Source organism: Streptomyces sp. DT2A-34, assembly GCF_030499515.1.
Classification (GTDB): Bacteria; Actinomycetota; Actinomycetes; order Streptomycetales; family Streptomycetaceae; genus Streptomyces.
The window spans coordinates 3,763,632-3,786,697 of record NZ_JASTWJ010000001.1 but is presented as its reverse complement, the minus strand read 5'-3'; the positions used below and the strand labels follow the sequence as shown (position 1 = coordinate 3,786,697).

The following is a 23,066-nucleotide window of genomic DNA, read 5'->3' as shown; positions in this document are numbered from 1 at the left end:
GTGCCGGGGGGTGTCCGTCCTCGGTCCGGTGGTGGGCGTTGGGCGAGAGGTGCCGTTTCTTGACACCGGACTCTGCGGGCGGACACCCCCCGGCACGTCCCCTTGCCGCCGTGGGCGGCTGCGGGTCCGTGCGTGCGGACGCCCCAGTCTCGGGCAGTCGTGCCGCTGGGGCGGCACGGGTGCGGCTGGTTCCTCCTTTCCCGGAACGGATATGAGGCCGAAACACAACCTCGGACGGGCCAAGTCAGAAAAAGGCGGCGGGGACAGGATTGAGCGGGGGCGTCGTTGCGTACGTATCGTCTTTTGAGGGGTCAGGGCACGGCGGGCGAGAGGCGGCTATGGGCGATGACTCACCGTATGCACACGGACACGCACACCCCTTACCTCGACGGCGGCCGGAGCTGGCGGGATGCCGCCGGCCGGTACGCGCTACTGCCGCTCCGCGTCTTTCTCGGCGTCACCTTCATCTACGCCGGCCTGGACAAACTCACCGACAGCGCCTTCATGAAGGACGCCGGCTCGGGCTCGGTCGGCGACATGATGCGGGCCGTTCGTGATTCCTCGGCCATTCCGGCCATGGTCGACATGGCCCTGGAGAACCCTGTCGCCTTTGGCTATGCCATCGCGATCGGTGAGGTGGCCGTCGGTATCGGCACGCTGGTCGGGCTGCTCGCCCGCGCGGCGGCGCTCGGCGGTGCGCTCATCTCGCTGAGTCTGTGGTTGACGGTGAGCTGGGCCTCCGATCCGTACTACTACGGCAATGACCTGGCCTATTTGATGGCGTGGTTGCCGCTCCTGCTCGCGGGTGCCCCCATGTTTTCGCTGGACGCCGCACTTCGCGCGCGGCGGCGGCGGGTGGGGGGTTACCGGTAGCCCTCGTCGGCGGGGCTGTCGGTCAGTGGTGTGGGTCCGGTTGGGGCTCCGGGGGTGTCGGGTGGGGACTGTGGGGTGGGCGGTGGCGTCTGCGTATCGCCCGTGTCAGGACCGCTACCGCGCCTGCCAGGCACAGGCCGCCCACGACCAGCGGGATCACCACGAACCACGGCGTCTCCCAGGCGTCGCCCGCGTCACCGGCGTAGATGACGCCCGCGAGGGTCAGGAAGGTGCCGGCTACCAGCCGGCCGGGCTGGAACTCATGACGTAGCACGGCTCACCTCCGCCTGTCCCGCGCCGATGCTGAGCTCGAGGTCCAGCGTGCCCGCATCCTTGGTGCCCGTGGCCGGTGTCAGGGTCAGCTCCTTGTGCTTGCCCGGTGCCACGTCCACGTCCTGCTCGTCGTCGCCCGGCAGTTGGATGTCTCCCACCCCCACGTCGATGCTCACCTCCACGGTCACGTCCTTGGGGACGATCACTTTCAGTCGGCCCACGCCCACGTCTGCCCTCGTCGTCACCGTCTGGTCCTCGGTGAGCTCCAACCGGGACAGGTCCAGGGTGCCGACGCCGGTGCCGAGGTCGTACTGCGGTTGTACGTCCGCGACGGCCGCCGGTCGCCAGTTCCGCTCGATCCAGTGCGTGCTGATGTCCTTGGGCAGCGCGGCCGAGGCGGCCAGGAGGCCTGCTGTGATCATCGCCAGGAATATGGAGCCTGCCCCTGTCCGGCCCAGGAACGCGCTGACCGCTATGCCCAGGCCGAGGACGAGCAGCGCGCAGGACAGGCCGGTCTGCAGACTGGTGCCGAGCGCGTGGTCCTCCCACGTCGCGCTGGTGCCGAGGGCGCCCGCGAGCAGGGCCAGCAGGAACACCCAGCCGCCGATCCAACGGGGGCCGCGCGGCTTCGGCTGGTGGGGGCGCCGGGCGCGTATGTCCTGGCGGCTGCTCCAGGTGGTGCCGAGGCTGATGTTGACGGCCGCCGCGATGTCGCGGTCGCGGGAGTCGCGAGGGCCCCAGAGATAGCCCGTGCCGCCGTCGTGCGTGCCGTCCTTGACGATGGGGTCGCGCCACCAGGAGGGGTAGGCGGCGGGGACCGGTGGAGCCTGGGCCTCGGGTGGGGCGTCGGCGACGGCCTGGGCGGCGAGCGGGTCGGGGTCGGGAGTGGCGCGGTGCCGCGACCAGTAGCCGGCGCCCGCCACGAGGAGGGAGAGGACGACGGCGAAGGCCAGCACACCGCCGTTCCTCAGCAGTGTCAGGAACACGCCGCAGCCGACCAGCGCGAACAGCACGGCCGTCAGCGCCTGGCCGTCGACCCGGCCGGTCAGCAGCTTGCGGACCTCGTTCTCGTCCTCGTCGTCGTACGGGACGAAGAGCCAGGCGAACCCGTAGAAGATGAGGCCGATGCCGCCGGTCGCGGAGAGCACGGCGAGGGTGATTCGGAAGATCACCGGGTCCATGTCGCACTGCCGGCCGAGCCCCGCGCAGACGCCGGCCAGCATCTTGTACCGCCGGTCGCGCCGGAACTTGCGCGGCGGGTCGAGTGCACCCGCTTCGGCGGGCGCTCCTGCTTCCGTGCCCGCGTGCGCGCGCGGTTCCTCACCCACGGCGCTCGCGGGTGCCGGGCCGGACGGGGTGCCTGCGGTGGGCACGGCGTCCGGCTCGGGCACGGAGTCCGCGGCGGGCTGGTGATCTGTCATGTGTCCATGGTGACGGGCGGGTCGGCGTGGCGGGAGTCGGAATGACCCTGGTCGGACCCTGATATCGGTCCCTGAGGGGGGTCTGGGGAAGCGTTCGAGGTGGAGGGGTTCGAAGATCAGGGGAGTCTCGGGGGTCGACCCTGATGCCCTGCTGCTCCGGCCGTGTGAACATCGATGGCATGCCGGAAGCCGCAGCAGCGCCACTCGTCGAACCGCGGCCGCCGCGCAAGCTCTACCGCAGCAGCGACGGACGCTGGCTCGGGGGCGTGGCGCGGGGGCTCGCCGGACATCTCGGCCTGCCCGTCATCTGGGTGCGACTCGTCTTCGTCGGCCTGTTCATGGCGGACGGCCTCGGCGCGCTGCTGTATGCCGCGTTCTGGTTCTTCGTGCCGCTCGGCGTCGGCGGTGTCGACGCGCAGCGGCCCTCCCCCTTCGCCACCGAGACCGCGGCCGACGGCCGCCGCAGACTCGTCGCCCGCAAGCCGGACAAGGGGCAGATCGTCGCGCTGCTCCTCATGGTCGTGGTGGCGATGGTCTTCGTCGGCAGCGTGGACCTGGGCAGCGGAGCCAAGGCCTACCTCCTGCCCGCCGTGCTGGTCGGCGCGGGCGTCGCCCTGGTCTGGCGCCAGGCGGACAACGCCCGCCGGGCCCGCTGGATGGAGGTTGGTCGGCATCGGCGCACCCTGACGCTGCTGCGCGCCGCGGGCGGCGTCGTCCTGGTCACGGCCGGCGTCTCCGGAATCTTCGTCCTGCAGGGCTCCGCCGACCACCTCGGCTCCGTCCTGCAGGCGGCCCTGGCGGTCCTCGTCGGTATAACGCTCCTCGCGGGCCCGTACCTGGTCCGGATGACCCAGGACCTCTCCGAGGAACGCCTGATGCGCATCCGCGCCCAGGAGCGCGCCGAGGTCGCCGCGCACGTCCACGACTCGGTGCTGCACACCCTGACCCTGATCCAGCGCAACGCGGAGAACGCGAACGAGGTCCGCCGCCTCGCCCGCGCCCAGGAGCGCGACCTGCGCACCTGGCTCTACAAACCCGAGGGCACCGGCAAGGACGAGGCCGACGAACCCACCCACCTCGCCGACGCGGTCCGGCGCAACGCCGCGGAGGTGGAGGACAAACACGGCGTCCCCATAGAGGTCGTGGTCGTCGGCGACTGCCCGCTCGACGAGAAAATCGGCGCACAGATGCAGGCCGCGCGCGAGGCGATGGTGAACGCCGCGAAGTACGGTGGCGAGGGCGGCGCCGTGCAGGTCTACGCCGAAGTGGAGGGGAAGACCGTCTTCGTGTCCGTCCGGGACCGCGGTCCGGGCTTCGACCTCGACTCGATACCCGCCGATCGCATGGGCGTCAGAGAATCGATCATCGGCCGCATGGAGCGCAACGGCGGCACGGCCCGGCTGAGGGCGGTGCCCGGCGGCGGTACAGAGGTCGAGCTGGAGATGGAGAGGGCGGAGAAGACGTCATGAGCGACCCGACCGAGGCGAACGAGCCTGTGGAGTCGACCGGCGGGAGCGCGGGCGAGCGGCACGTGCGCGTGGTCCTCGTCGACGACCACCGCATGTTCCGCACGGGAGTCCAGGCCGAGATCGGCCGCACCGAGCAGACCGGCGTCGAGGTCGTCGGCGAGGCCGCGGACGTCGACCAGGCGGTCACGGTCATCACCGCGACCCGGCCCGAGGTCGTCCTCCTCGACGTACACCTTCCGGGTGGCGGCGGGGTCGAAGTCCTGCGTCGCTGCGCCCCGTTGATGGCGGACGCCGAGCAGCCCGTCCGCTTCCTCGCGCTGTCCGTCTCGGACGCGGCGGAGGATGTGATCGGGGTGATCCGGGGCGGTGCGCGCGGATACGTCACGAAGACGATCACCGGCACGGATCTGGTCGACTCCATCTTCCGGGTCCAGGAGGGCGACGCGGTCTTCTCGCCGCGTCTTGCCGGGTTCGTGCTGGACGCCTTTGCCTCCACCGACGCCCCGCCCGTCGACGAGGACCTCGACCGCCTGACCCAGCGCGAGCGGGAGGTGCTGCGGCTGATTGCGCGGGGGTACGCGTACAAGGAGATCGCCAAGCAGCTCTTCATCTCCGTCAAGACGGTCGAGTCCCATGTCTCGGCGGTGCTGAGGAAGCTCCAGTTGTCGAATCGGCATGAGCTGACGCGGTGGGCGACGGCACGGCGCCTGGTGTGATCCCGGGCCCGGGCAGCGCTCCCGGCCCCGGCTCGCTCGCTCACACCACCCGCGTGGCGCCCGCGAACGGCATCTCGTCGAGCGGGGCCACCCGGACCGGTGCGGACGGGTTCGGGGCGTGGATCATCTGGCCGTTGCCGATGTAGAGACCCACGTGGCTGATGCCGGAGTAGAAGAACACCAGGTCACCCGGGAGCAGTTCGGCGCGGGAGACACGGCGGCCGGCGTCGATCTGGGCGTAGGTCGTGCGGGGCAGGGAGATGCCGGCCGAGCGGTACGCGGCCTGGGTGAGGCCGGAGCAGTCGAAGGCGTCCGGGCCGGTCGCGCCCCAGACGTAGGGGCTGCCGATCTTGGTGTGAGCGTAGGAAACCGCGGCGGCGGCACGGGAGTTGGGGGCCTGCGCCGTGACGGAGCCGGGGGCCGTCAGGGCGTCGCGGGTGCCCGTCGAGGAGCGTGCGGCGCGGGCTGCGTCGGCTGCGCTCGCCCCGAGCCGGGCCCGCTCCTCGGCGGTCAGTCGGGCGAGCAGGCTTCGGGCCGCGTCCAGCTTGCCGGTGATCGTGTTCTTGTGGCGTCGCAGTTCGGCCTGGCGGGACTTCAGCGAGGCCAGTTCGACACGTGCGGCTCCGCGCAGCTGCTCGATCTCGCGGAGTTGCTCGCGGACGCTCGCGACGGACGCCGCCTGACGGTTGCCGGCGCGTTCCGCGAACTCCGCTCCGTCGAGGTACCGGTCGGGGTTGGCGGAGAGCGCGAGCCGGAGGGACGGGTCGAGGCCGCCGTCGCGGTACTGCGCAGCCGCCATCGAACCCAGCGCCTCCCGCGCCGAGTTGAGCTTCTCCGTCTTGCGCGCGGCCTCGTCCTGCAGTGTCCTGATGCGCCGTTCGGCCGTGTCCGCCTTCTCCTTCGCGCCGTTGTACTTCTCGGTGGCGACCTCCGCCTCCTGGTACAGCTTGTCCACCTTCGCCTTGACCTGCTCCGGTGTCAGCTGCGGCTCGGCGTGTCCGGTCCCGTCGAACCCCGTCGCCGTCGCCGCGCCCGCCAGGGCGATCGTCCATGCCGTGCGGGCCGTGTTGCCGCCGGCCGAGCGCTGACGGGGCTTGCGGTGCGCTGCCACGTGGACTGCACGTCCTTTCGTACGACCGCCTACGACCGCCTCGTCCCTTACGGGCGCCTGGGGGAGCGGCCGTAGGACGCCGGGGGTGCCGGGGGGCTGGTTACGCGTCCGGCGGCTGCCCACACAGGGGGAGCGGGCCGCCGCCGGACTTCCTCGGCGGTGGTGTCCGACTGCCGCCCCTGGCCCGGGCGGCGGTGGGGAGCCGGTCACCTGGTGGAGGACGCTAAACCTCACTGTGTCGGGTCGGTAACGCGTTGTACGGAAGTGCCGGGAGCGGACCGCGGGATGACCGTAAGTGAGCGTGATCCTGGGGTGGGGTCGTCGTGTTCACGCAGTGTGCTGACCGATGTGGCGGTTTCCGGGGTTGTGGGGGTGGCGGGGTGCTATGGCGCATATATGCAAGATCGGTAGGCGGGGTGGGGCGGGGTGGGGCGTGGGTGGGGGTGAGGGCTGGGGTGAGTGGAGTGCGTTGAGTGGGGCGGTGTCGGGTGGCTGTCCGGCGCTCATTAGGCTCCGGCTCCATGGACGTACTCATCCATCTCTTCGTCGGCCTGCACATCATCGGTATCGCCGCGCTGCTCGGTGGTTTCTTCACCCAGATGAAGGCGATGGGCCAGGGCACCGCCCGGTTCGTCCCCGCGATGCTGCACGGCGCGCTGACCATGCTGGTTACCGGGGTGATCCTCGTTGGTCTCAATCAGGCGGACGACCAGTCCGTCAACAACATCAAGATCGGCGTGAAGCTGGCGCTGCTGATCGTGATCCTCGGACTCGTCTATGTGAAGCGGGACGACGAGACGGTGGACAAGAGTCTGTTCGGGGTGGTGGGGCTGCTGACCACGGCGAACGTCTTCATCGCTGTGTTGTGGACGTGATGTCGGACTCGTGGGTCGTTCGGGGGCGTGTCCGGTGGTGGTGACGGAGAGTGTTGCCGCGGCGGTCATTCCCATCGGGAACGCGGTTGCCCGGCGGCGTACGTCGTAGCGCGGCCGGGGCCATGCGATCTCGGCGATGAGCAGCACGGCGTACCAGGCCAGGGTGAGGGTGATCCGGGACAGGGTTTCCTGGCCCGTCTGGTGCAGGGTCACCGACAGGGTGCCGGTTGCCATGCCGGCGGCGTCGGCTGTGGGGCTGCCTCCGGCGGTTGGGCGGGGGTGCCTGCGGCGGCCTGTTGCTGTCGGGTGGGGGTGCGGGTAGCGCCCAACGGTGGGTTGTGGGTCGGGGCCGTGCCGGGGGGTGTCCGTCCTCGGTCGGGCGGTGGGCGTTGGGCTAGAGGTGCTGTGTCTTGACGCCCGACTCTGCGGGCGGACACCCCCCGGCACGTCCCCTTCCCGCCGTACGCGGGTGCGGCGCCGCGGGGGTACTCCCACGCGCGCGTGTCGGAAGCTCCGCCACGCGCGCGTGCGGCGTCAGGCCGGGCGGACCACGCTGTGGATCGACGACTCCCCGTCGTAGTAGACCGACTCCTCGCGGACGTAGGCGCCGGGCTTCGGGGCGTGGATCATCATGCCGTTGCCGATGTAGATGCCCACGTGGGTGACGTCGTCGTAGAAGAAGATCAGGTCGCCGGGCTGGGCGTTGGAGAGGGAGACCGTGGTGCCGGCGTTGACCTGGTCGTAGGTGACGCGGGGGATGTCCACGCCGGCGGCCTTCCAGGCGGCCTGGGTGAGGCCGGAGCAGTCGTAGGAGTCGGGGCCGGTCGCGCCCCAGACGTACGGCTTGCCTATCTGGGAGCGGGCGAAGGCGAGGGCCTTCTCGGCCTTGGTGGCGTACGAGGAGTCCGTCGCGGATGAGTCCGAGGTGCTCGAGTCGGACGGCTGCTCGGTGCTCTCCTGCTGCTGGGCGGCCTCCTGGCGTTGGCGCTCCGCCTCTGCCTGCTGCCGGGCCAGCTCTGCGGCCTTACGTGCGGCTTCCTCCTGCTTGCGCTTCTCGATCGCGGCCAGGCGCGCCTTTTCCTCCGCCGTCAGCTTCGAGAGGAGTTCGCGTGCGTCAGCGAGCTTCCTTTGGACGGTGGTCTTGGCGGTCTGCAGGTCGTTCTGCGACTCGGTGAGCGTCTCGAGGCTCTGGGTGGCCTCCTGGCGCTTCTTCATCGTCGCGGACTGCTGCGTGAAGTAGTCGTCGACCGCTCCCTTCTGACGGCCGGTCATACGGTCCATCAGCTGGGTCTGGTCGAAGTAGTCCTGCGGGGTGTCCGCGAGGAGGAAGGTCGCCGTGTCGGGGGCGGTGGCGCCGGTGCGGTACTGGGCGGCGGCGTTGCGACCGAGTTCCTCGCGCGCGTCGTTGAGCTTCTGGGTGCGCTGGGCGACGTCGTCGAGGAGGGTGTCGACGCGCTTGCGCTGCTTCGCGGTCTTCTCCTTGGCCGCGTTGTACTTCTCGGTGGCCGACTCCGCCTGGCGGTAGAGGTCGTCGACCTTCTTCTCGACCTCTTCGAGGCTCGGCTTGTCGTCCGCCGAGGGGCTCGCGTTGGCCGTCTGGGACAGCAGGGCCACGGAGGTGAGGGCCGCCGTGGCGAGGGCGGGGGTCCGTATGCCTGCTACGCGCGTACCCGCGGGACGCGACTTGCGGTGCGACGCCAAGGGAGGCGACTCCTTCCGTACTCCGCCTACCGAGTTAGCTGTCGGGTTCGGGCGGGTGGTCCGGAAGGGTTGCCCTACGGCCTCTCCCTGGGCGGGATCGGGCCGATTCACCCCAAGTTCGGTGGGTCCCCGGCTCCGGCAGCGCGGCGGCGTACCGGACTCGGCGGAGGCCGTGCGGCCCGGCGACGTTCGCCGGTGGGGGTCGTACGGCCTGTCCGGCACGGTAGCCAACTCGTGTGGCCCCTGTGAAGGTTGATGTTCGATATGCCCGATACATTTTCGTGACCTTGGGTCAGGGCGTTGCGGACTGTGGCGGGTGGGGGTGGGTTTGGGGTTGTTTGCGATTCTTTGGGTTGGGTGTGGACTTTGGGTGATGTTGAGCTTTGCTGGTGTCGGGATCCGCGGCGGGTGGGGTGCGGGTTTTCGGTTGATTGCGGACCGTGACGGGATGGGTGGACAGGGTGAGGAGGCGCGGGGGGGCGGGTGGATCTGGAAGATCATCTGGGTTTGAAACAGGCGATGTTCTCGGGGTGGCCGCGGGCTGTCAGTGGGGCGCCCTAGACTCGGAGAGCGATGAGCAGCCTCTTTGACGACAGCTTCCTGGCAGACCTCCAGGCCCCACGCGGCCACGAGGAAGAACTCCCGCCGCCGCCCGAGGACGATCACACTCCGGAGCCGGTTCCGGACGATCTGTTCGGCGGGAAGTTCGACGTGCCTCCGGACCGGGACGCCTACTACCGCGACGGCGCCCCGCGCCCTGCCATCGACGCGGCCGCGCTGCTGGAGGGGCTGAACGAGAACCAGCGTGCGGCCGTCGTCCACTCCGGCGGCCCGCTGCTCATCGTGGCCGGCGCCGGGTCCGGCAAGACGCGGGTGCTCACCCACCGCATCGCCCACCTGCTCGCCGAGCGGAACGTGCACCCGGGGCAGATCCTCGCGATCACCTTCACCAACAAGGCCGCGGGCGAGATGAAGGAGCGCGTCGAGCAGCTCGTCGGCCCGCGTGCGAACGCGATGTGGGTGATGACCTTCCACAGTGCGTGCGTGCGCATCCTGCGCAGGGAGAGCAAGAAGCTCGGGTTCACGTCTTCTTTCTCGATCTACGACGCCGCCGACAGCAAGCGGCTCATGGCGCTCGTCTGCCGGGACCTGGATCTTGACCCGAAGAGGTTTCCGCCCAAGTCCTTCAGCGCCAAGATCAGCAATCTGAAGAACGAGCTGATCGACGAGGAGGACTTCGCCGCTCAGGCGACGGACGGCTTCGAGAAGACCCTCGCCCAGGCCTACGCCATGTACCAGTCGCGGTTGCGGGAGGCCAACGCCCTCGACTTCGACGACCTGATCATGACGACGGTCAACCTGCTGCGCGCCTTCCCGGACGTCGCCGAGCACTACCGCCGTCGCTTCCGCCATGTGCTGGTGGACGAGTACCAGGACACCAACCACGCGCAGTACGCCCTTGTGCGCGAGCTCGTCGGGACCAGCGAGCACCCGGTCGACGTACCGCCCAGCGAGGACGACATCCCGCCCGCCGAGCTGTGTGTGGTGGGTGACGCCGACCAGTCGATCTACGCCTTCCGCGGCGCGACCATCCGCAACATCCTCCAGTTCGAGGAGGACTACCCGGACGCGACGACCATCCTGCTGGAGCAGAACTACCGTTCCACGCAGACGATCCTGACCGCCGCCAACGCGGTCATCGAGCGCAACGAGTCGCGCCGTCCCAAGAACCTGTGGACCAACGCGGGCGCGGGCGCGCGCATCACCGGCTATGTCGCCGACACCGAGCACGACGAGGCACAGTTCGTCGCCGAGGAGATAGACCGACTGACCGATGCGAGGGACGCGAAGGCCGGCGATGTCGCCGTCTTCTACCGTACGAACGCCCAGTCCCGTGTCTTCGAAGAGGTCTTCATCCGCGTCGGCCTGCCGTACAAGGTCGTCGGCGGGGTCCGCTTCTACGAGCGCAAGGAGGTCCGGGACGTCCTGGCCTACCTGCGGGTGCTGGCCAATCCCGAGGACTCCGTGCCGCTGCGGCGGATTCTGAACGTGCCCAAGCGGGGCATCGGTGACCGTGCCGAGGCCATGATCGACGCCCTTTCGCAGAGGGAGAAGATCAGCTTTCCGCAGGCGCTGCGGCGCGTGGACGAGGCGTACGGCATGGCCGCGCGGTCGACCAACGCCGTCAAGCGGTTCAACACGCTGATGGAGGAGCTCCGTACGATCGTCGAGTCCGGCGCGGGACCGGCGACCATCCTGGAGGCGGTGCTCGAACGCACCGGCTACCTCGCCGAGTTGCAGGCTTCCACCGACCCGCAGGACGAGACCCGGATCGAGAACCTCCAGGAACTTGCCGCTGTGGCGCTGGAGTTCGAGCAGGAGTCGGAGGAAGGGGAGGCGTCCGGTGGGCTCGCCGCCTTCCTGGAGCGGGTTGCCCTGGTCGCCGACTCCGACCAGATTCCCGATGAGGACGAGGACGGCTCCGGCGTCATCACCCTGATGACCCTGCACACCGCCAAGGGCCTGGAGTTCCCGGTCGTCTTCCTCACCGGCATGGAGGACGGCGTCTTCCCGCACATGCGTGCCCTAGGCCAGACCAAGGAGCTGGAGGAGGAACGGCGGCTCGCCTACGTGGGCATCACGCGCGCGCGTGAACGGCTTTATCTGACCAGGTCGTCGATGCGGAGCGCGTGGGGGCAGCCGTCGTACAACCCGCCGTCCCGCTTCCTGGAGGAGATCCCGGCGCAGCACGTGGACTGGAAGCGCACGGGCGCGTCCGCGCCGGTTTCCTCCGGCCCGGCGTCCGGTGTGGCTGCCTCGCTGTCCTCGTCCCGTTCGCGCTCCGCGGCCTCGGGCGCGTCCGGTTTCGCCACGCGCCGTACCTCGGAGAAGCCGGTCGCCCAGCTGGCGGTCGGGGACCGGGTCACGCACGACCAGTTCGGGCTCGGCACCGTGATGGCGGTCAAGGGCACGGGTGGGAACGCCGAGGCGACGATCGACTTCGGGGACACCAAGCCGAAGCGGTTGCTGTTGCGGTACGCGCCGGTGGAGAAGCTCTAGCAGTGACAAGTGTGCGCCCCCGCTGCAGAGCGGGGGCGCACAACGAAGACGTCGAAGTCGTCGGGCCGCTTACGACGGGTCGAGTCCGTGGCTGCGCAGCCAGGGAAGCGGGTCTATGGCCGAGCTGCCACCCGGCCGTACCTCGAAGTGCAGGTGCGGGCCGGTCGAGTTGCCGGAGTTGCCGGAGTACGCGATCGGGTCGCCGGCCTTCACCGTCGTACCGGAGGCGACACGGTAGCTGGAGAGGTGGCAGTACCACGTCTCCGTGCCGTCTTTCGCGGTCACGATCATCATGTTGCCGTAGGCGCTGTTCCACTGCGTCCGGACAGTGCCGTCGGTCGCGGACATCACCGTCGTGCCGTACGAGACGGGGAAGTCGATGCCGGTGTGCACGGACATCCAGTTGATGCCGGCCTGGCCGTAGTAGGCGCTGAGGCCGTGCTGCGCCACCGGAAGGGCGAACTTGGGGCGCAGCCGCTCCTTGCGGGCCGCCTCCTCCGCCGCCTTCTTCTTCTCGGCCGCCTGCTGCGCCTTCAGGTCGATGCGCTCCTGCGTACGGCTGGCCCGGTCGGCGAAGTCGTCGGCGCCGGCGGAGAGGTTCTCGAGCTGGGTGTCCAACTTGTTGTTCGCGGTGGACGGCTTCACGGCCTGGCCGTCCGACGCCGTCGTCGCCGTGTCCTTGTCGTCGGTCGTCAGGGTGCCGACGGAGGCGGCGGCGATCCCCGCGACGCCCATCACACACGCCGAGGGCACGGCGACCGTCAGCAGAGCGGAGCGCTTGGGGGGTGTACGGCGGCGGGAGCGGGAGCCGCTGCGGGAGGCGGCGCGTGGGGAGGGGGCCGGAGTGGACTCCTCCTGGCCGTCGAGGAGCGGGGCCGCGGCGGGGAGATCGCCGGTGGCGCTCAACTCGGCGTCGTGCTGGGCGGGGTCGTCGTACGCGGCGGGGTCGTCGTACGCGGCGGGGTCGTCGTACGTCGTGGGGGCGGCGTGGTCGATCTGCTCGAAGTGCGCGGTCGCCTGTTGATCGAAGGATTCTGCTGACTGCTCGTACTCGTCGGCTGCCTGCGCGGTGGTGCCGGTGCCGCCGTCGGAGTTCCACTGCGTGGCGTCGTACGCCCCGGTGTCGAAGGCCTGCGTGCCCCATTCCCACTGCTGGGTCTGGTCGGCCGGGGCGCCGGACTGGTCGGGCTGGAGCCAACTGCTCGCGTCCCAGTGACCGGATGTGTCGTGGCCGGTGGCCTGCTGCGGGACGAAGGCGAGCCGCTCGTGTTCGGCCGTCCACGCCGTGGCGTCGTACGTGCCGGTGTCGTAGGCGGCGTGGTGCTGGGTCGCGTAGGCGTCGTAGTTCACGGTCTGGTGGTTGCCCGTGGACCACTGTGTGGTGTCGTACGCGCCCGTGTTCTCGCCGGGAAGGCTGCCGAACAGGGGGTCCGCGTCGAAGGTCGGGGCGGCGTGGGCGTGGCCGGCGGCGCTGAATTGAGTGGCGTCGTAGGCGCCGTAGCTGGTGGAGTCACCGTAGTGGGCTTCCTGGGCGCCGTACGACGCGTAGTGCGCCGAGGCGGCATCGGAAGCCGTAGCCGGGGAGGTCATGGTCCCCGACGGGTGACGATCGTTCACCAACTTCTCTCTCGCCTCGACAACAGGGGCTGCCAGAGCAGTGCGGCGACTGTACCCGGCGGTACGCGGGCACGACAATCTTCGGCAGGTTTCGCGCCTGAAGGAAACGGGCATTCGGCCGTGTTTTGGCGGACTGTGGGCGCGAGTTGGCCTTGTGTTCGAAGATTGTTCGATGTCGGTGTGCTGTTCTGAGTCTGTGAGCCGAGTGTGAGTCGGGTGTTGAGGGCTGCTGTCGAGGTCGGCGCGGGAGCTGTGTCGTGGGAGCTGTTGAGGGGTGGCGGTCACGCCACTGTCAGGCCGTCGGCCTGTGCCGCGGTTTCCGCTCCTGTCCGTGCGGTGTCGAGGGCCTGCCGTATCCCGGTCGCCACGGCGGGGTGCACGGGCAGGGCGAGGTGGCCGATGCCGGTCACGCGGACGTTCTGCGCCATCAGGTCCGGGTGGTCGATGCAGGCAGTCTCCAGCGGGTCCATCAGATGGTCGAGATCGCTCCAGAAGCTCACGAAGTGGGTACGGCAGCCGGGCGCGGGCCTGGCCAGTTCCTCGAGGACCGGTGAGCCGGGGCGCATCTGACGCACGATGGGATGCGCGTTCGCCAGGGGGGCGACGCGGGTGCCGGAGTGCGGCGTGCCGAGCGTGACGAGCGTGCGGACCCTGAGGTCGCCGCCGAGACACTGCACGTAGTAACGCGCTATCAGCCCGCCGAGGCTGTGCCCGACGATGTCGACCTGCCTGCTGCCGGTGCGCTCGCAGATCCCCTCTATATGCCGGCCGAGCAGTTCGGCGGCGATGCGGATGTCGCAGGTCGGGGGGAGTAGTTGAGCGACTCGACCTGGTGCCTGCCGTGCTGGGCGAGGCTGCGGCGCAGCAGGACGAAGACCGAGCGGTTGTCTATGAAGCCGTGCAGCAGGACGACGGGGGGTTTGGTCTCCGTCGGCAGCTGGGCGGTGTCCTGTGGGGGGAGTGCGGGGGTGGTCCGGCGCTCCTGGGTGATGCCGGAGGGGTACAGGAGCAGGTGTCCGGCGAGGATCGCGATCTCCAGTGCGGTCGCCTTCAGCAGGGTCAGGGAGAGGCCGGCGAGTCTGCTCGGGAGCAGGCGCTGACAGAGCGGTAGAAAGGGGAGTGCTGCCCCGGTGACCTTCATGGCCGACCTCCTTGCGGCACGCAGGAGGACGGTTTCGGCCCCCGTGTGCCCTCGTGGGAAGTCGCGGCGGAGGTGGCCGGCGGGGCATGAGGAGAGCGCGGGGGGTGAGCGAGGCGCGTGGCGTGAGCCAGTCCTGTCGGCCAGGGTGCGCCGAAGACCTGGCGGGGCTCCCTGCCGGTGTGACGACGAGGTCCCCCGCTGTCGTGCCTTGCCTGCCCTGCGTGCCCTTCGTGCGACCGTCGATGCGCCGCGCCGCCACGGCGCGCGGTCTGCGGCGCGGTGGTGCGGCGACCTCGTTGCGGCTCCCGTTGCGCGTGGTTCCGCTGCGACGCGGGTACCGCAAGCTGCTGCGGCCCGTGTGCCGCAGAGATGTGGAACGGTGCGCGGCGAACGTGTCCCACCGTGTGATTTCCCCCTCGGTCTGCACCGCGAAACTGCCGGTTGCGGGATGCTGGAGATAACGTTCGTTCACTTCTTCGGGCAGCGTGGCCCGGGGCGTCCGTACCGTGGTGGCGCGTCCGATGCGGTGAGCAGCGGAAAAGTGCCATACGCGCACCATGTATGGGATGTGCCGCCTGTGCGGCATAACTCATAGATGAGCGGTACTTGTCGGTACGGATGGATGTAGTCGCTTCATGGAGGCAGTGATGGGTGTGGCAGCCGGTCCGATCCGCGTGGTGGTGGCCAAGCCGGGACTCGACGGCCACGATCGGGGGGCCAAGGTCATCGCGCGGGCACTGCGCGACGCCGGTATGGAGGTCATCTACACCGGCCTTCACCAGACTCCCGAGCAGATCGTCGACACCGCGATCCAGGAGGACGCCGACGCGATCGGCCTGTCCATCCTCTCCGGTGCCCACAACACCCTCTTCGCCGCCGTGATCGAACTCCTCAAGGAGCGCGACGCGGAGGACATTCTGGTCTTCGGCGGCGGGATCATCCCCGAGGCGGACATCGCCCCGCTGAAGGAGAAGGGCGTCGCGGAGATCTTCACGCCCGGGGCCACGACGCAGTCGATCGTGGACTGGGTGCGGGCGAACGTACGTCAGCCGGCTGCCTCCGGCGGTTGAGCCGACTTCCGCTGCGGGCAGGTGGGGGTGACTGTCCCTGAGGGCCGCTGCCCCCGGACCCCCGCTTCGGCCCTGAACCGGCCTCGTCCTCAAGCGCCGGACGGGCCGAGTGGTTCCAGCTCCTCGATCATGGCCGCCCGCAGCCGCAACGTCGTGGCCAGCCGCTGAAACGCCTCCGCCCAGTACCCCCCGGCCCCCGGTGACGCGTCCTCCGACTCGTCCGGCACCGCCTGCAGACCGTCGAGGCGGCTTGCCTCGGCCGGATCGAGGCAGCGCTCGGCCAGGCCCATCACACCACTGAAACTCCATGGATAACTCCCCGCGTCCCGCGCGATGTTGAGCGCGTCGACCACCGCCCGCCCGAGCGGCGCGGCCCACGGCACCGCACACACCCCGAGCAGCTGAAACGCCTCGGACAGGCCGTGCGTCGCGATGAACCCGGCGACCCACTCGGCACGCTCGGCGGAGCCCAGCGTGCCGAGGAGCTTCGCCCGCTCCGCCAAGGACACCGCTCCCGGTCCGCCCGCTTCGGGAGCCGAGGGCGACCCGAGCAGCGCCCTCGCCCACTCGCCGTCCCGCTGCCGTACCGCCGCCCGGCACCACGCGGCGTGCAGCTCGCCCTGCCAGTCGTCCGTCACCGGCAGCGCCACGATCTCCTGGGGCGTACGCCCCCCGAGCCGCCCCGGCCACGTGCTGAGCGGTGCTGCCTCCACCAACTGGCCGAACCACCAGGACCGTTCACCCCGTCCGGACGGAGCCTTGGCCACGACTCCGTCGCGCTCCATGCCCGCGTCGCACTCGTGCGGCGCCTCGACACTGATCGCCGGCGTCTGTCCCGTGTGGTCCACCGCCACGCACGCCCCGGCGCGCACCGCCATCCGCGCGGCGAGCGCCGAACCCGGCAGTGCCGAGAGCAACTCGGCTGCCGTCGCCCGGACATTGCGGCTCCGGTCGGTCAGCGCCTGCTCCAGGAACGGCTCGTCCTGCGGGCCCAGCCCGGTCCGCAGCGAGTCGAGGAACATCAGCCGGTCCTCGGCCCGCTCCGTGGCCCACGTCGCGGTCAGCAGCTCGCGGGCGGCGGCGGGCTCACGGGCGCGTATCGCGGAGAGAAGGGAGACCCGCTCGGCGAACAACCCCTCCTGCCAAAGCTGTTGGATCCTGGCCGAGTCCTCGAGGTGCGGCAGTGCCGCGCCCCGGCCGGGTGCCGCACGCAGGGCGAACCGCCAGTCCGGGTTCAGCCGGGCCAGCCACACCGCCCGCGGGCCCGCGAACGTCAGCGCCGCCGGCCGTAGATCCGTACGCCCCCGCGCCGCGTCCAGCAGCGCGGGCAGCGACTGAGGGGGCGGAGCGAAACCGCGGTCGTTCGCCGTCGCGAGCCACTGAGGCAGCAGCTCCATGAGGTCCGGTGCCGTGCCTCTGCGGCCGCCGCCCGCCACGCCGGGGCGGTCGGCCAGCAGCATCGCCAGCCTGCGGGCCGCCGCCGGGGGCAGCTCCGGCCGCGGGTCCTCGGGGGCCGGCTGCGGACGCTGCGCCGCTCGCGCCGGCCGCAGTCCCGCCCGCCGCCGTACGGTCTCCACGGCCGCCGCGTCCAGCAGCGCCGCCGGCGCCTCCCGGCCCGGCGCGCAGCCCGGGGGTGTACGCCGATCCGTGCCGAGCAGCGCCGCGGTGACGAGTTCCTCCCAGGCGCCGGGCGGGGGTGAGTCCACGGTTCCCGGTGCGGGCGAATCCAAGGGGACGGAGGGGCTGTTCATGCGGTTCCTTCCTGTCTTCCTGGGTGGTGGGTGCTGGCTGCCATGGAGGGGGCGGGGTTTACGCGCGACGGGGGCCGGCCTGACGGGTGGGACGTACGGCGGGGGCGGCGGGGGCCGGGTCGGCGGGCTTCGCTCGGTTCGTCTCACGGTCTGCGCGAGACGCGCCGCTCAGCACAGTCGCACCGCCTCTCCCGCCCCCTCCGGCCAGGCCGTCAACGGGGTGAAGCCACGGTGGCCGCACTCGCCGAACACCTTGACCGGCGCGCCGCCCGACAGCGCGACCAGGCGCCACAGGCCGGGGCGGGCGCGGGCGGCAGGAGTGAGCGGCAGCGCCGTGTCCGCGTCGGCATCCGCCAGCTGCCACGAGCCGTCGTCCGGGGTCGGTATGACCCGGTCCAGGGTCACCGGGACGGAGTCCAGCCACGGGTCGTCGCGGAGCGCCTCGCCGTAACGGGCGGTCGCCTCGGTCGTCGTCACACCCGGCGGCCGTATCGCCGTCGGAGCGGGCGGTGCGAACTGCTCGCCCAGAGCCGCCCGCAGCTGCCCGGCGCCCGGGTACGCGGCCACCTCCGCCTCCAGGGCCAGCCCCACCGGCAGCGCCAGCTCCGGGGCACGGCCGGCGGCGCCGTAGGAGAGGAGCAGTGCGGTGCGGTGCGAGTCGGCGCCGTACAGCCATATCCGACGCGTCGTCAGTTTGGTGTCCGACGTGTCGTACTGGGCGAGGACCAGCCAGCGGTCCCGCACCGGCGGGCTGTCCGCCGAGGCGGGCAGGCCGATGCGGGAGCGGACCGTGGCCGCCAGGCCGTCGGGCAGCCGCTCGCGGCCGAGCCAGCCTTGGTCGAGGAGGTGCAGAAGGGCGCACTCCTCCAGCAGGCGTACCGGCCAGCCCGGACCGGACGCGGGGATCGCCCCCAGGTCCCGCACCCGCGCGGCCAGTCCGGGGGCCTGGGCGTCGACCATGCGGGCCGCCGTCTCCTCCCACGGGCCGTACCCCGCCTGTTCCGCGCCGGCCAGGCCGCCGCGCAGCAGGTCCGCCAGGCGCTGCTCCAGCTCTGTCGCGCCCGCGGTGACCCGCATGGCCCGGCGCTCCGCCCTGCGCCGTGCTGCCTCCGGATCACCGGACCCGGAGGCGGAACCGGACGCGCCCGCTGTCTGCTTCTCTTCGGTGCGCTGCCTTCTCCCCTTTATCCACTGCTCCGCCCAGTCCGGCGGCTGCCCCGGCGACACCGCCCCTTCCCCGCCCGCCCAGAGGAGCAGCAGCCCGAGCGCGTGCTTGCACGGGAACTTCCGGCTCGGGCAACTGCACTTGTACGCGGGCCCGGATGCGTCCGCGATGTCGATGACTGTCTGATACGGCTTGCTGCCACTGCCCTTGCACAGCCCCCACACCGTCCCCTCGTCGGAACTCCCCGCCTCGGACCACGGCCCCGCCGCGCCGAGTTTGCTTCCCGCTTTGCGTGACGCGGTGTCAGGCGCCAGTGCCAGCACCTGGTCCGCGGTCCAGCGCACCCCCTGCTGAGTCATGCCATCGAAGGTAGATCCCACCACTGACAATCGGCCGGGGCCGAGATCCCGGGAACGGGCTTGCGAGCGCGTTTGCGCAGGTCGGAACGCATTGTCAGTGGCGTGGTGCAACGTGGATGCCAGATCCGAAACGGCTGAACCGGCCGAGCTGGAGGGGGACTTTGCCATGCCTGTGTCCGTAGAACCGACATCCGTCGCAGCAGGGGAGACGGAACCGGCCGAGGCGTTGCGGCCGCACGCCGAGGACGCCTTCGCCCATGAACTCGCCGCGCTGGCCGCGCAGGACGACCGTCCGCGCCCGGCCCGCTGGAAGCTGTCGCCGTGGGCGGTGGCCACGTATCTGCTCGGCGGCACGCTGCCGGACGGCACGGTGATCACACCGAAGTACGTGGGCCCGCGCCGCCTGGTCGAGGTCGCCGTCACGACGCTCGCCACGGACCGCGCCCTGCTCCTGCTCGGCGTGCCCGGCACCGCCAAGACCTGGGTCTCCGAGCACTTGGCCGCGGCGGTCAGCGGCGACTCGACGTTGCTGGTGCAGGGCACGGCGGGCACGCCGGAGGAGGCGATCCGGTACGGCTGGAACTACGCGCAGCTGCTCGCGCACGGGCCGAGCCGTGACGCCCTCGTGCCCAGCCCCGTCATGCGGGCCATGGCGGAGGGCATGACCGCGCGGGTCGAGGAGCTGACCCGTATTCCTGCCGACGTGCAGGACACGCTGATCACGATCCTGTCGGAGAAGACGCTGCCGATACCGGAGCTGGGGCAGGAGGTGCAGGCGGTCCGCGGCTTCAACCTCATCGCCACGGCCAACGACCGCGACCGTGGCGTCAACGACCTCTCCAGTGCCCTGCGCCGCCGCTTCAACACGGTTGTGCTGCCGCTGCCGGAGAGCGTCGAGGCCGAAGTGGACATCGTCTCCCGCCGAGTCGACCAGATCGGCCGCTCCCTGGACCTGCCGGCCCCGCCCGACGGTATCGACGAGATCCGCCGCGTCGTAACGGTCTTCCGCGAGCTGCGGGACGGGGTGACGACCGACGGCCGCACGAAGCTGAAGTCGCCGAGCGGCACGCTGTCGACGGCCGAGGCGATCTCCGTCGTCACCAACGGCCTCGCGCTGGCCGCCCACTTCGGCGACGGCGTCCTGCGATCCGGCGACGTGGCCGCGGGCATCCTCGGCGCCGTCGTCCGCGATCCGGCGGCCGACCGGACCATCTGGCAGGAGTACCTGGAGGCGGTCGTGCGTGAGCGGGACGGCTGGACGGACTTCTACCGGGCGTGCCGGGAGGTGAGCGCGTGAACGACGACCTTGGGTGGGGGCGGCCTGGTGGCGGATCGAAGGAGGGCGGGCGAAGGCGGGTGGGTCGGCGCGGGCGGATCGGGGGTGGGGGTTCGGTGGTGACGGGGGCGGTGGGGGGAGGGGGATCCGTGACTGGGGGGCCGGTGGGGCCGGTGGGGCCGGTGAGGTTGGTGTGGTGAGGCTGGGTGGACGAGCCAGGTGAGCGGACTGTGAGTGGCGTGGCCGGTGGTCCGGCTGGGGCGACTCGGGGCACGTGGTGCGTGGCGCGGTCGGGGTGGTGGCCGAGAGGCTCACGTGGCGTTCGTCGGCGGTGAGTTGGTGTGCGGCGGTGTGGTGATGGCGGTCCTGTGACCGTGCGGCACTGCGAGGTCGGGAGGGCGTCCGGTGGGGACATGTGGTGGCAGCGGAGGCGAGGGGGACGGTGTGACGGGCGTTGACCAGGTGGGGAGTGGGGGCGTGGAGGCGAGCGTCCACGGGGCGGGCGGCGGGCCGGCGGCGTGTTCGGACACCTCGGCTGCACCCGCTCCGGTATCGAAGCCGCCGGCATGGCCGTTGCTGCTCGGCGTGCGGCACCACGGGCCGGGCTCGGCGCGGGCCGTGCGGGCGGCGCTGGACGCGGCCCGGCCGCGGGTCCTGCTGATCGAGGGGCCGCCGGAGGCAGACGCCCTGATCCCGCTCGCCGCCGAGGAGGACATGCGACCGCCCGTCGCGCTCCTCGCTCACGCCGTGGACGAGCCCGGCCGCTCGGCCTTCTGGCCGCTGGCCGAGTTCTCCCCGGAGTGGGTCGCGATCCGCTGGGCCGTGGAGCACCAGGTCCCGGCCCGCTTCATCGACCTGCCGGCCACGCACACGCTGGCGTGGGGCAGGCAGGACGAGGCCGCGTTCGATGCGGGGGGTGGCGAGGGGCGGGACGCGGAGCCGGGCGCCGACGCCCGGCCGGGGGCCGAGGGGGGCGCCCAGCCGGGAGCCGAGGGCGGCGGCCAGGAGGGCGGGGTGGCTGATACCGGTGGCGACCCTCGTGCCGATGTCCGGGTCGATCCCCTCGCCGTGCTCGCCGATGTCGCCGGCTACGACGATCCCGAGCGGTGGTGGGAGGACGCCGTCGAGCACCGGGGAGCGGGGTACGGGGACGCGTTCGCGCCGTTTCTCGGGCTCGAAGAGGCCATGGGGGCGTTGCGGGAGGCGTACGGCAGCGGAGGGCATGACCGGGATCTCGTGCGGGAGGCGTATATGCGGCTCCAAGCGCGCGCTGCTCAGCGGGAGTTCGGGGACGAGGTGGCCGTGGTGTGCGGGGCGTGGCACGTGCCCGCGCTGCGGCGGAAGAGCACCGTGGCCGCGGACAAGGCGCTGCTGAAGGGGTTGCCCAAGGTCAAGGCGGACATGACGTGGGTGCCGTGGACGTACCGCCGGTTGGCTCGGGTCAGTGGGTACGGGGCAGGGATCGACTCGCCCGGATGGTACGGGCATCTCTTCGGCGCGCCGGACCGGCCGGTCGAGCGGTGGATGACCAAGGTGGCCGGGCTGCTGCGGGACGAGGACCGGATGGTGTCCTCGGCGCACGTCATCGAGGCGGTGCGGCTGGCGGAGACGCTCGCGGTGATGCGCGGGCGGCCGTTGCCGGGGCTGAGCGAGACGACCGACGCGGTGCGGGCGGTGATGTGCGAGGGCTCGGACGTGCCTTTGGCGCTGGTGCACGACCGGCTCGTCGTGGGGGACGTGCTGGGGGAGGTGCCTCGGTCGGCGCCGGCGGTGCCGTTGCAGCGGGACCTCGACCGGATCCAGCGTCGCCTGCGGCTCAAACCGGAGGCGCTGGAACGGGAGTTGGAGCTCGACCTGCGCAAGGAGAACGACGCCGAGCGCAGCAGGCTCTTGCACCGGCTACGGCTGCTCGGCGTGGCGTGGGGAGAGCCGGTCGCGTCGCGGGGCAGCACGGGGACGTTCCGGGAGACGTGGCGGCTGCGGTGGGAGCCCGAGCTGTCCGTGCGGGTCGCGGAGGCCGGGGTGTGGGGGACCACCGTGTTCGCCGCGGCGACCGCCAAGGTGGAGGCGGACGCCGTCGCCGCGCAGAGCCTGGCCGACGTCACCGCCCTCGCCGAGCGCTGCCTGCTGGCCGAACTGCCGGACGCGCTGCCCGCGGTGATGCGGATCCTCGCGGACCGGGCCGCCCTCGACGCGGACGTCGGCCATCTCGCCCAGGCCCTGCCCGCACTGGTTCGATCCCTGCGGTACGGCGATGTGCGCGGCACGGACACCGGAGCGCTCACGGAGGTCGCCGCGGGGCTCGCCGAGCGCGTCTTCGTCGGTCTGCCCCCGGCCTGCGCCGCCCTGGACGCGGACGCGGCCGAGGAGATGCGGCGCCATGTGGACGCCGTGCACGGGGCGGTGGGGTTGCTGGGTGACGCGGTGGCTTCCGGGGAGGTCGCAAGGGGCGGGGCCGCAGGAAACGGCGACCTGCGCAAGCGGTGGCACAGGGTGCTTCGGGTGCTGTCCGTGCGGGACACCGTGCCCGGTGTCGTCCGGGGTCGTGCCGTACGACTGCTGCTGGACGACGGGGAGTTGGCGCAGGACGAGGCGGCGCGGCTGATGGGGCTCGCGTTGTCGCCGGGGACGCCGCCGGGGGACGCGGCCGCGTGGATCGAGGGGTTCGTCGGTGGCGGTTCCGGTGGCGGGATGCTGCTCGTCCATGACGAGCGGCTGCTCGGGTTGGTCGATGCGTGGCTGACGGGAGTGCCGACGGAGGCGTTCACGGATGTGCTGCCGCTGCTGAGGCGCACGTTCTCGGCGTATGAGCCGGGAGTACGGCGGACCTTGGGCGAGCTGGTTCGGCGCGGGCCGGGGCAGCGGGGGAGTACGGGGGCCGGTGGCTCCGGCATACCCGGCTTCGCCGCCGAGCTCGACCTGGAGCGGGCGGATGCCGTGGTGCCGGTGGTGCGGTTGCTGCTGGGGCTGGACCGGGTGGAGGAGGACGTCGAGAACGACCGTGGTGAGAACGACCTTGGCAAGAACGACCTTGTGGGGGCAACGGGATGACGACTGACTGTGTGACGGAGCCGAGGGAGCGGGGCGGAGCGGTGGGGGCCGGCAGGCCGGCGCACTCATGTCCGGTACAAGGCGGGCCGCCGACGACGACGGCGCCGGTGATTCCGGTGATTCCGTTGTGGGAGCGG

15 protein-coding genes, 1 pseudogene and 1 riboswitch are annotated in these 23,066 nt (G+C 71.3%); of the genes and pseudogenes, 8 read left to right on the top strand and 8 right to left on the bottom strand.

All coding sequences use genetic code 11. The features are described from left to right. Nucleotides 1–345 precede the first annotated feature (345 nt). Nucleotides 346–873, top strand: coding sequence for a DoxX family membrane protein (locus tag QQM39_RS16490; RefSeq protein WP_301997559.1), 528 nt, complete (start codon nt 346–348; stop codon nt 871–873). Nucleotides 874–895: 22 nt separating this feature from the next. On the opposite strand, the gene QQM39_RS16485 is transcribed toward QQM39_RS16490, so the two are convergent. Beyond that, nucleotides 896–1,147, bottom strand: a complete 252-nt coding sequence (locus tag QQM39_RS16485) for a hypothetical protein (RefSeq protein ID WP_301997557.1) — start codon at nt 1,145–1,147, stop codon at nt 896–898. After that, entirely contained in the window at nt 1,134–2,567 is a 1,434-nt protein-coding gene (locus QQM39_RS16480; protein WP_301997555.1) for a PspC domain-containing protein, read from the bottom strand. Before QQM39_RS16480 ends, QQM39_RS16485 begins: the two co-directional genes overlap by 14 nt. Nucleotides 2,568–2,710: 143 nt before the next feature. Here QQM39_RS16480 and QQM39_RS16475 point away from each other — a divergent pair, with 143 nt between their 5' ends. Then, a complete protein-coding gene (locus QQM39_RS16475; protein ID WP_301997553.1) occupies nt 2,711–4,036 on the top strand; it encodes an ATP-binding protein in 1,326 nt (441 codons plus the stop codon). Beyond that, the gene (locus QQM39_RS16470) at nt 4,033–4,752 is read left to right on the top strand and encodes a response regulator transcription factor (protein ID WP_093905187.1); all 720 of its coding nucleotides are present in this window, start codon (nt 4,033–4,035) and stop codon (nt 4,750–4,752) included. Before QQM39_RS16475 ends, QQM39_RS16470 begins: the two co-directional genes overlap by 4 nt. Nucleotides 4,753–4,792: 40 nt before the next feature. On the opposite strand, the gene QQM39_RS16465 is transcribed toward QQM39_RS16470, so the two are convergent. Next, entirely contained in the window at nt 4,793–5,863 is a 1,071-nt protein-coding gene (locus QQM39_RS16465; protein ID WP_301997550.1) for a C40 family peptidase, read from the bottom strand. 521 nt (nt 5,864–6,384) lie between these two features. On the opposite strand from QQM39_RS16465, the gene QQM39_RS16460 reads away from it, so the two are divergent. Continuing rightward, entirely contained in the window at nt 6,385–6,738 is a 354-nt protein-coding gene (locus tag QQM39_RS16460; RefSeq protein WP_301997548.1) for a hypothetical protein, read from the top strand. A 534-nt stretch (nt 6,739–7,272) separates the two neighbouring features. On the opposite strand, the gene QQM39_RS16455 is transcribed toward QQM39_RS16460, so the two are convergent. Beyond that, nucleotides 7,273–8,439: a C40 family peptidase gene (locus tag QQM39_RS16455; RefSeq protein ID WP_301997547.1), complete on the bottom strand. Its 1,167-nt coding sequence runs from the start codon at nt 8,437–8,439 to the stop codon at nt 7,273–7,275. Between the two features lie 8 nt (nt 8,440–8,447). After that, nucleotides 8,448–8,615, bottom strand: a riboswitch (cyclic di-AMP (ydaO/yuaA leader). A 397-nt stretch (nt 8,616–9,012) separates the two neighbouring features. Here QQM39_RS16455 and pcrA point away from each other — a divergent pair. Next, the gene (pcrA, locus tag QQM39_RS16450) at nt 9,013–11,499 is read left to right on the top strand and encodes a DNA helicase PcrA (RefSeq protein WP_301997545.1); all 2,487 of its coding nucleotides are present in this window, start codon (nt 9,013–9,015) and stop codon (nt 11,497–11,499) included. A 69-nt stretch (nt 11,500–11,568) separates the two neighbouring features. On the opposite strand, the gene QQM39_RS16445 is transcribed toward pcrA, so the two are convergent. Next, complete coding sequence (locus QQM39_RS16445; RefSeq protein WP_301997543.1) at nt 11,569–13,089, bottom strand: M23 family metallopeptidase; 1,521 nt, start codon at nt 13,087–13,089, stop codon at nt 11,569–11,571. Between the two features lie 308 nt (nt 13,090–13,397). Then, nucleotides 13,398–14,257: pseudogene (locus QQM39_RS16440) on the bottom strand (esterase/lipase family protein). A 647-nt stretch (nt 14,258–14,904) separates the two neighbouring features. On the opposite strand from QQM39_RS16440, the gene QQM39_RS16435 reads away from it, so the two are divergent. Further along, nucleotides 14,905–15,327, top strand: a complete 423-nt coding sequence (locus tag QQM39_RS16435) for a cobalamin B12-binding domain-containing protein (RefSeq protein WP_301997542.1) — start codon at nt 14,905–14,907, stop codon at nt 15,325–15,327. 89 nt (nt 15,328–15,416) lie between these two features. Here the strand turns inward: QQM39_RS16435 and QQM39_RS16430 are convergent, their stop codons facing one another. Together QQM39_RS16430 and QQM39_RS16425 are read right to left on the bottom strand one after the other, a co-directional pair. After that, the gene (locus QQM39_RS16430) at nt 15,417–17,078 is read right to left on the bottom strand and encodes a DUF5691 domain-containing protein (protein ID WP_301997540.1); all 1,662 of its coding nucleotides are present in this window, start codon (nt 17,076–17,078) and stop codon (nt 15,417–15,419) included. A gap of 168 nt (nt 17,079–17,246) precedes the next feature. Beyond that, entirely contained in the window at nt 17,247–18,602 is a 1,356-nt protein-coding gene (locus tag QQM39_RS16425; protein ID WP_301997539.1) for an SWIM zinc finger family protein, read from the bottom strand. Nucleotides 18,603–18,768: 166 nt separating this feature from the next. On the opposite strand from QQM39_RS16425, the gene QQM39_RS16420 reads away from it, so the two are divergent. Then, the gene (locus QQM39_RS16420; protein ID WP_301997537.1) at nt 18,769–19,899 is read left to right on the top strand and encodes an AAA family ATPase; all 1,131 of its coding nucleotides are present in this window, start codon (nt 18,769–18,771) and stop codon (nt 19,897–19,899) included. A 552-nt stretch (nt 19,900–20,451) separates the two neighbouring features. Then, on the top strand, nt 20,452–22,929 hold the full coding sequence (locus QQM39_RS16415) for a DUF5682 family protein (protein ID WP_302003608.1): 2,478 nt from the start codon (nt 20,452–20,454) through the stop codon (nt 22,927–22,929). The last annotated feature ends 137 nt before the right edge of the window (nt 22,930–23,066 follow it).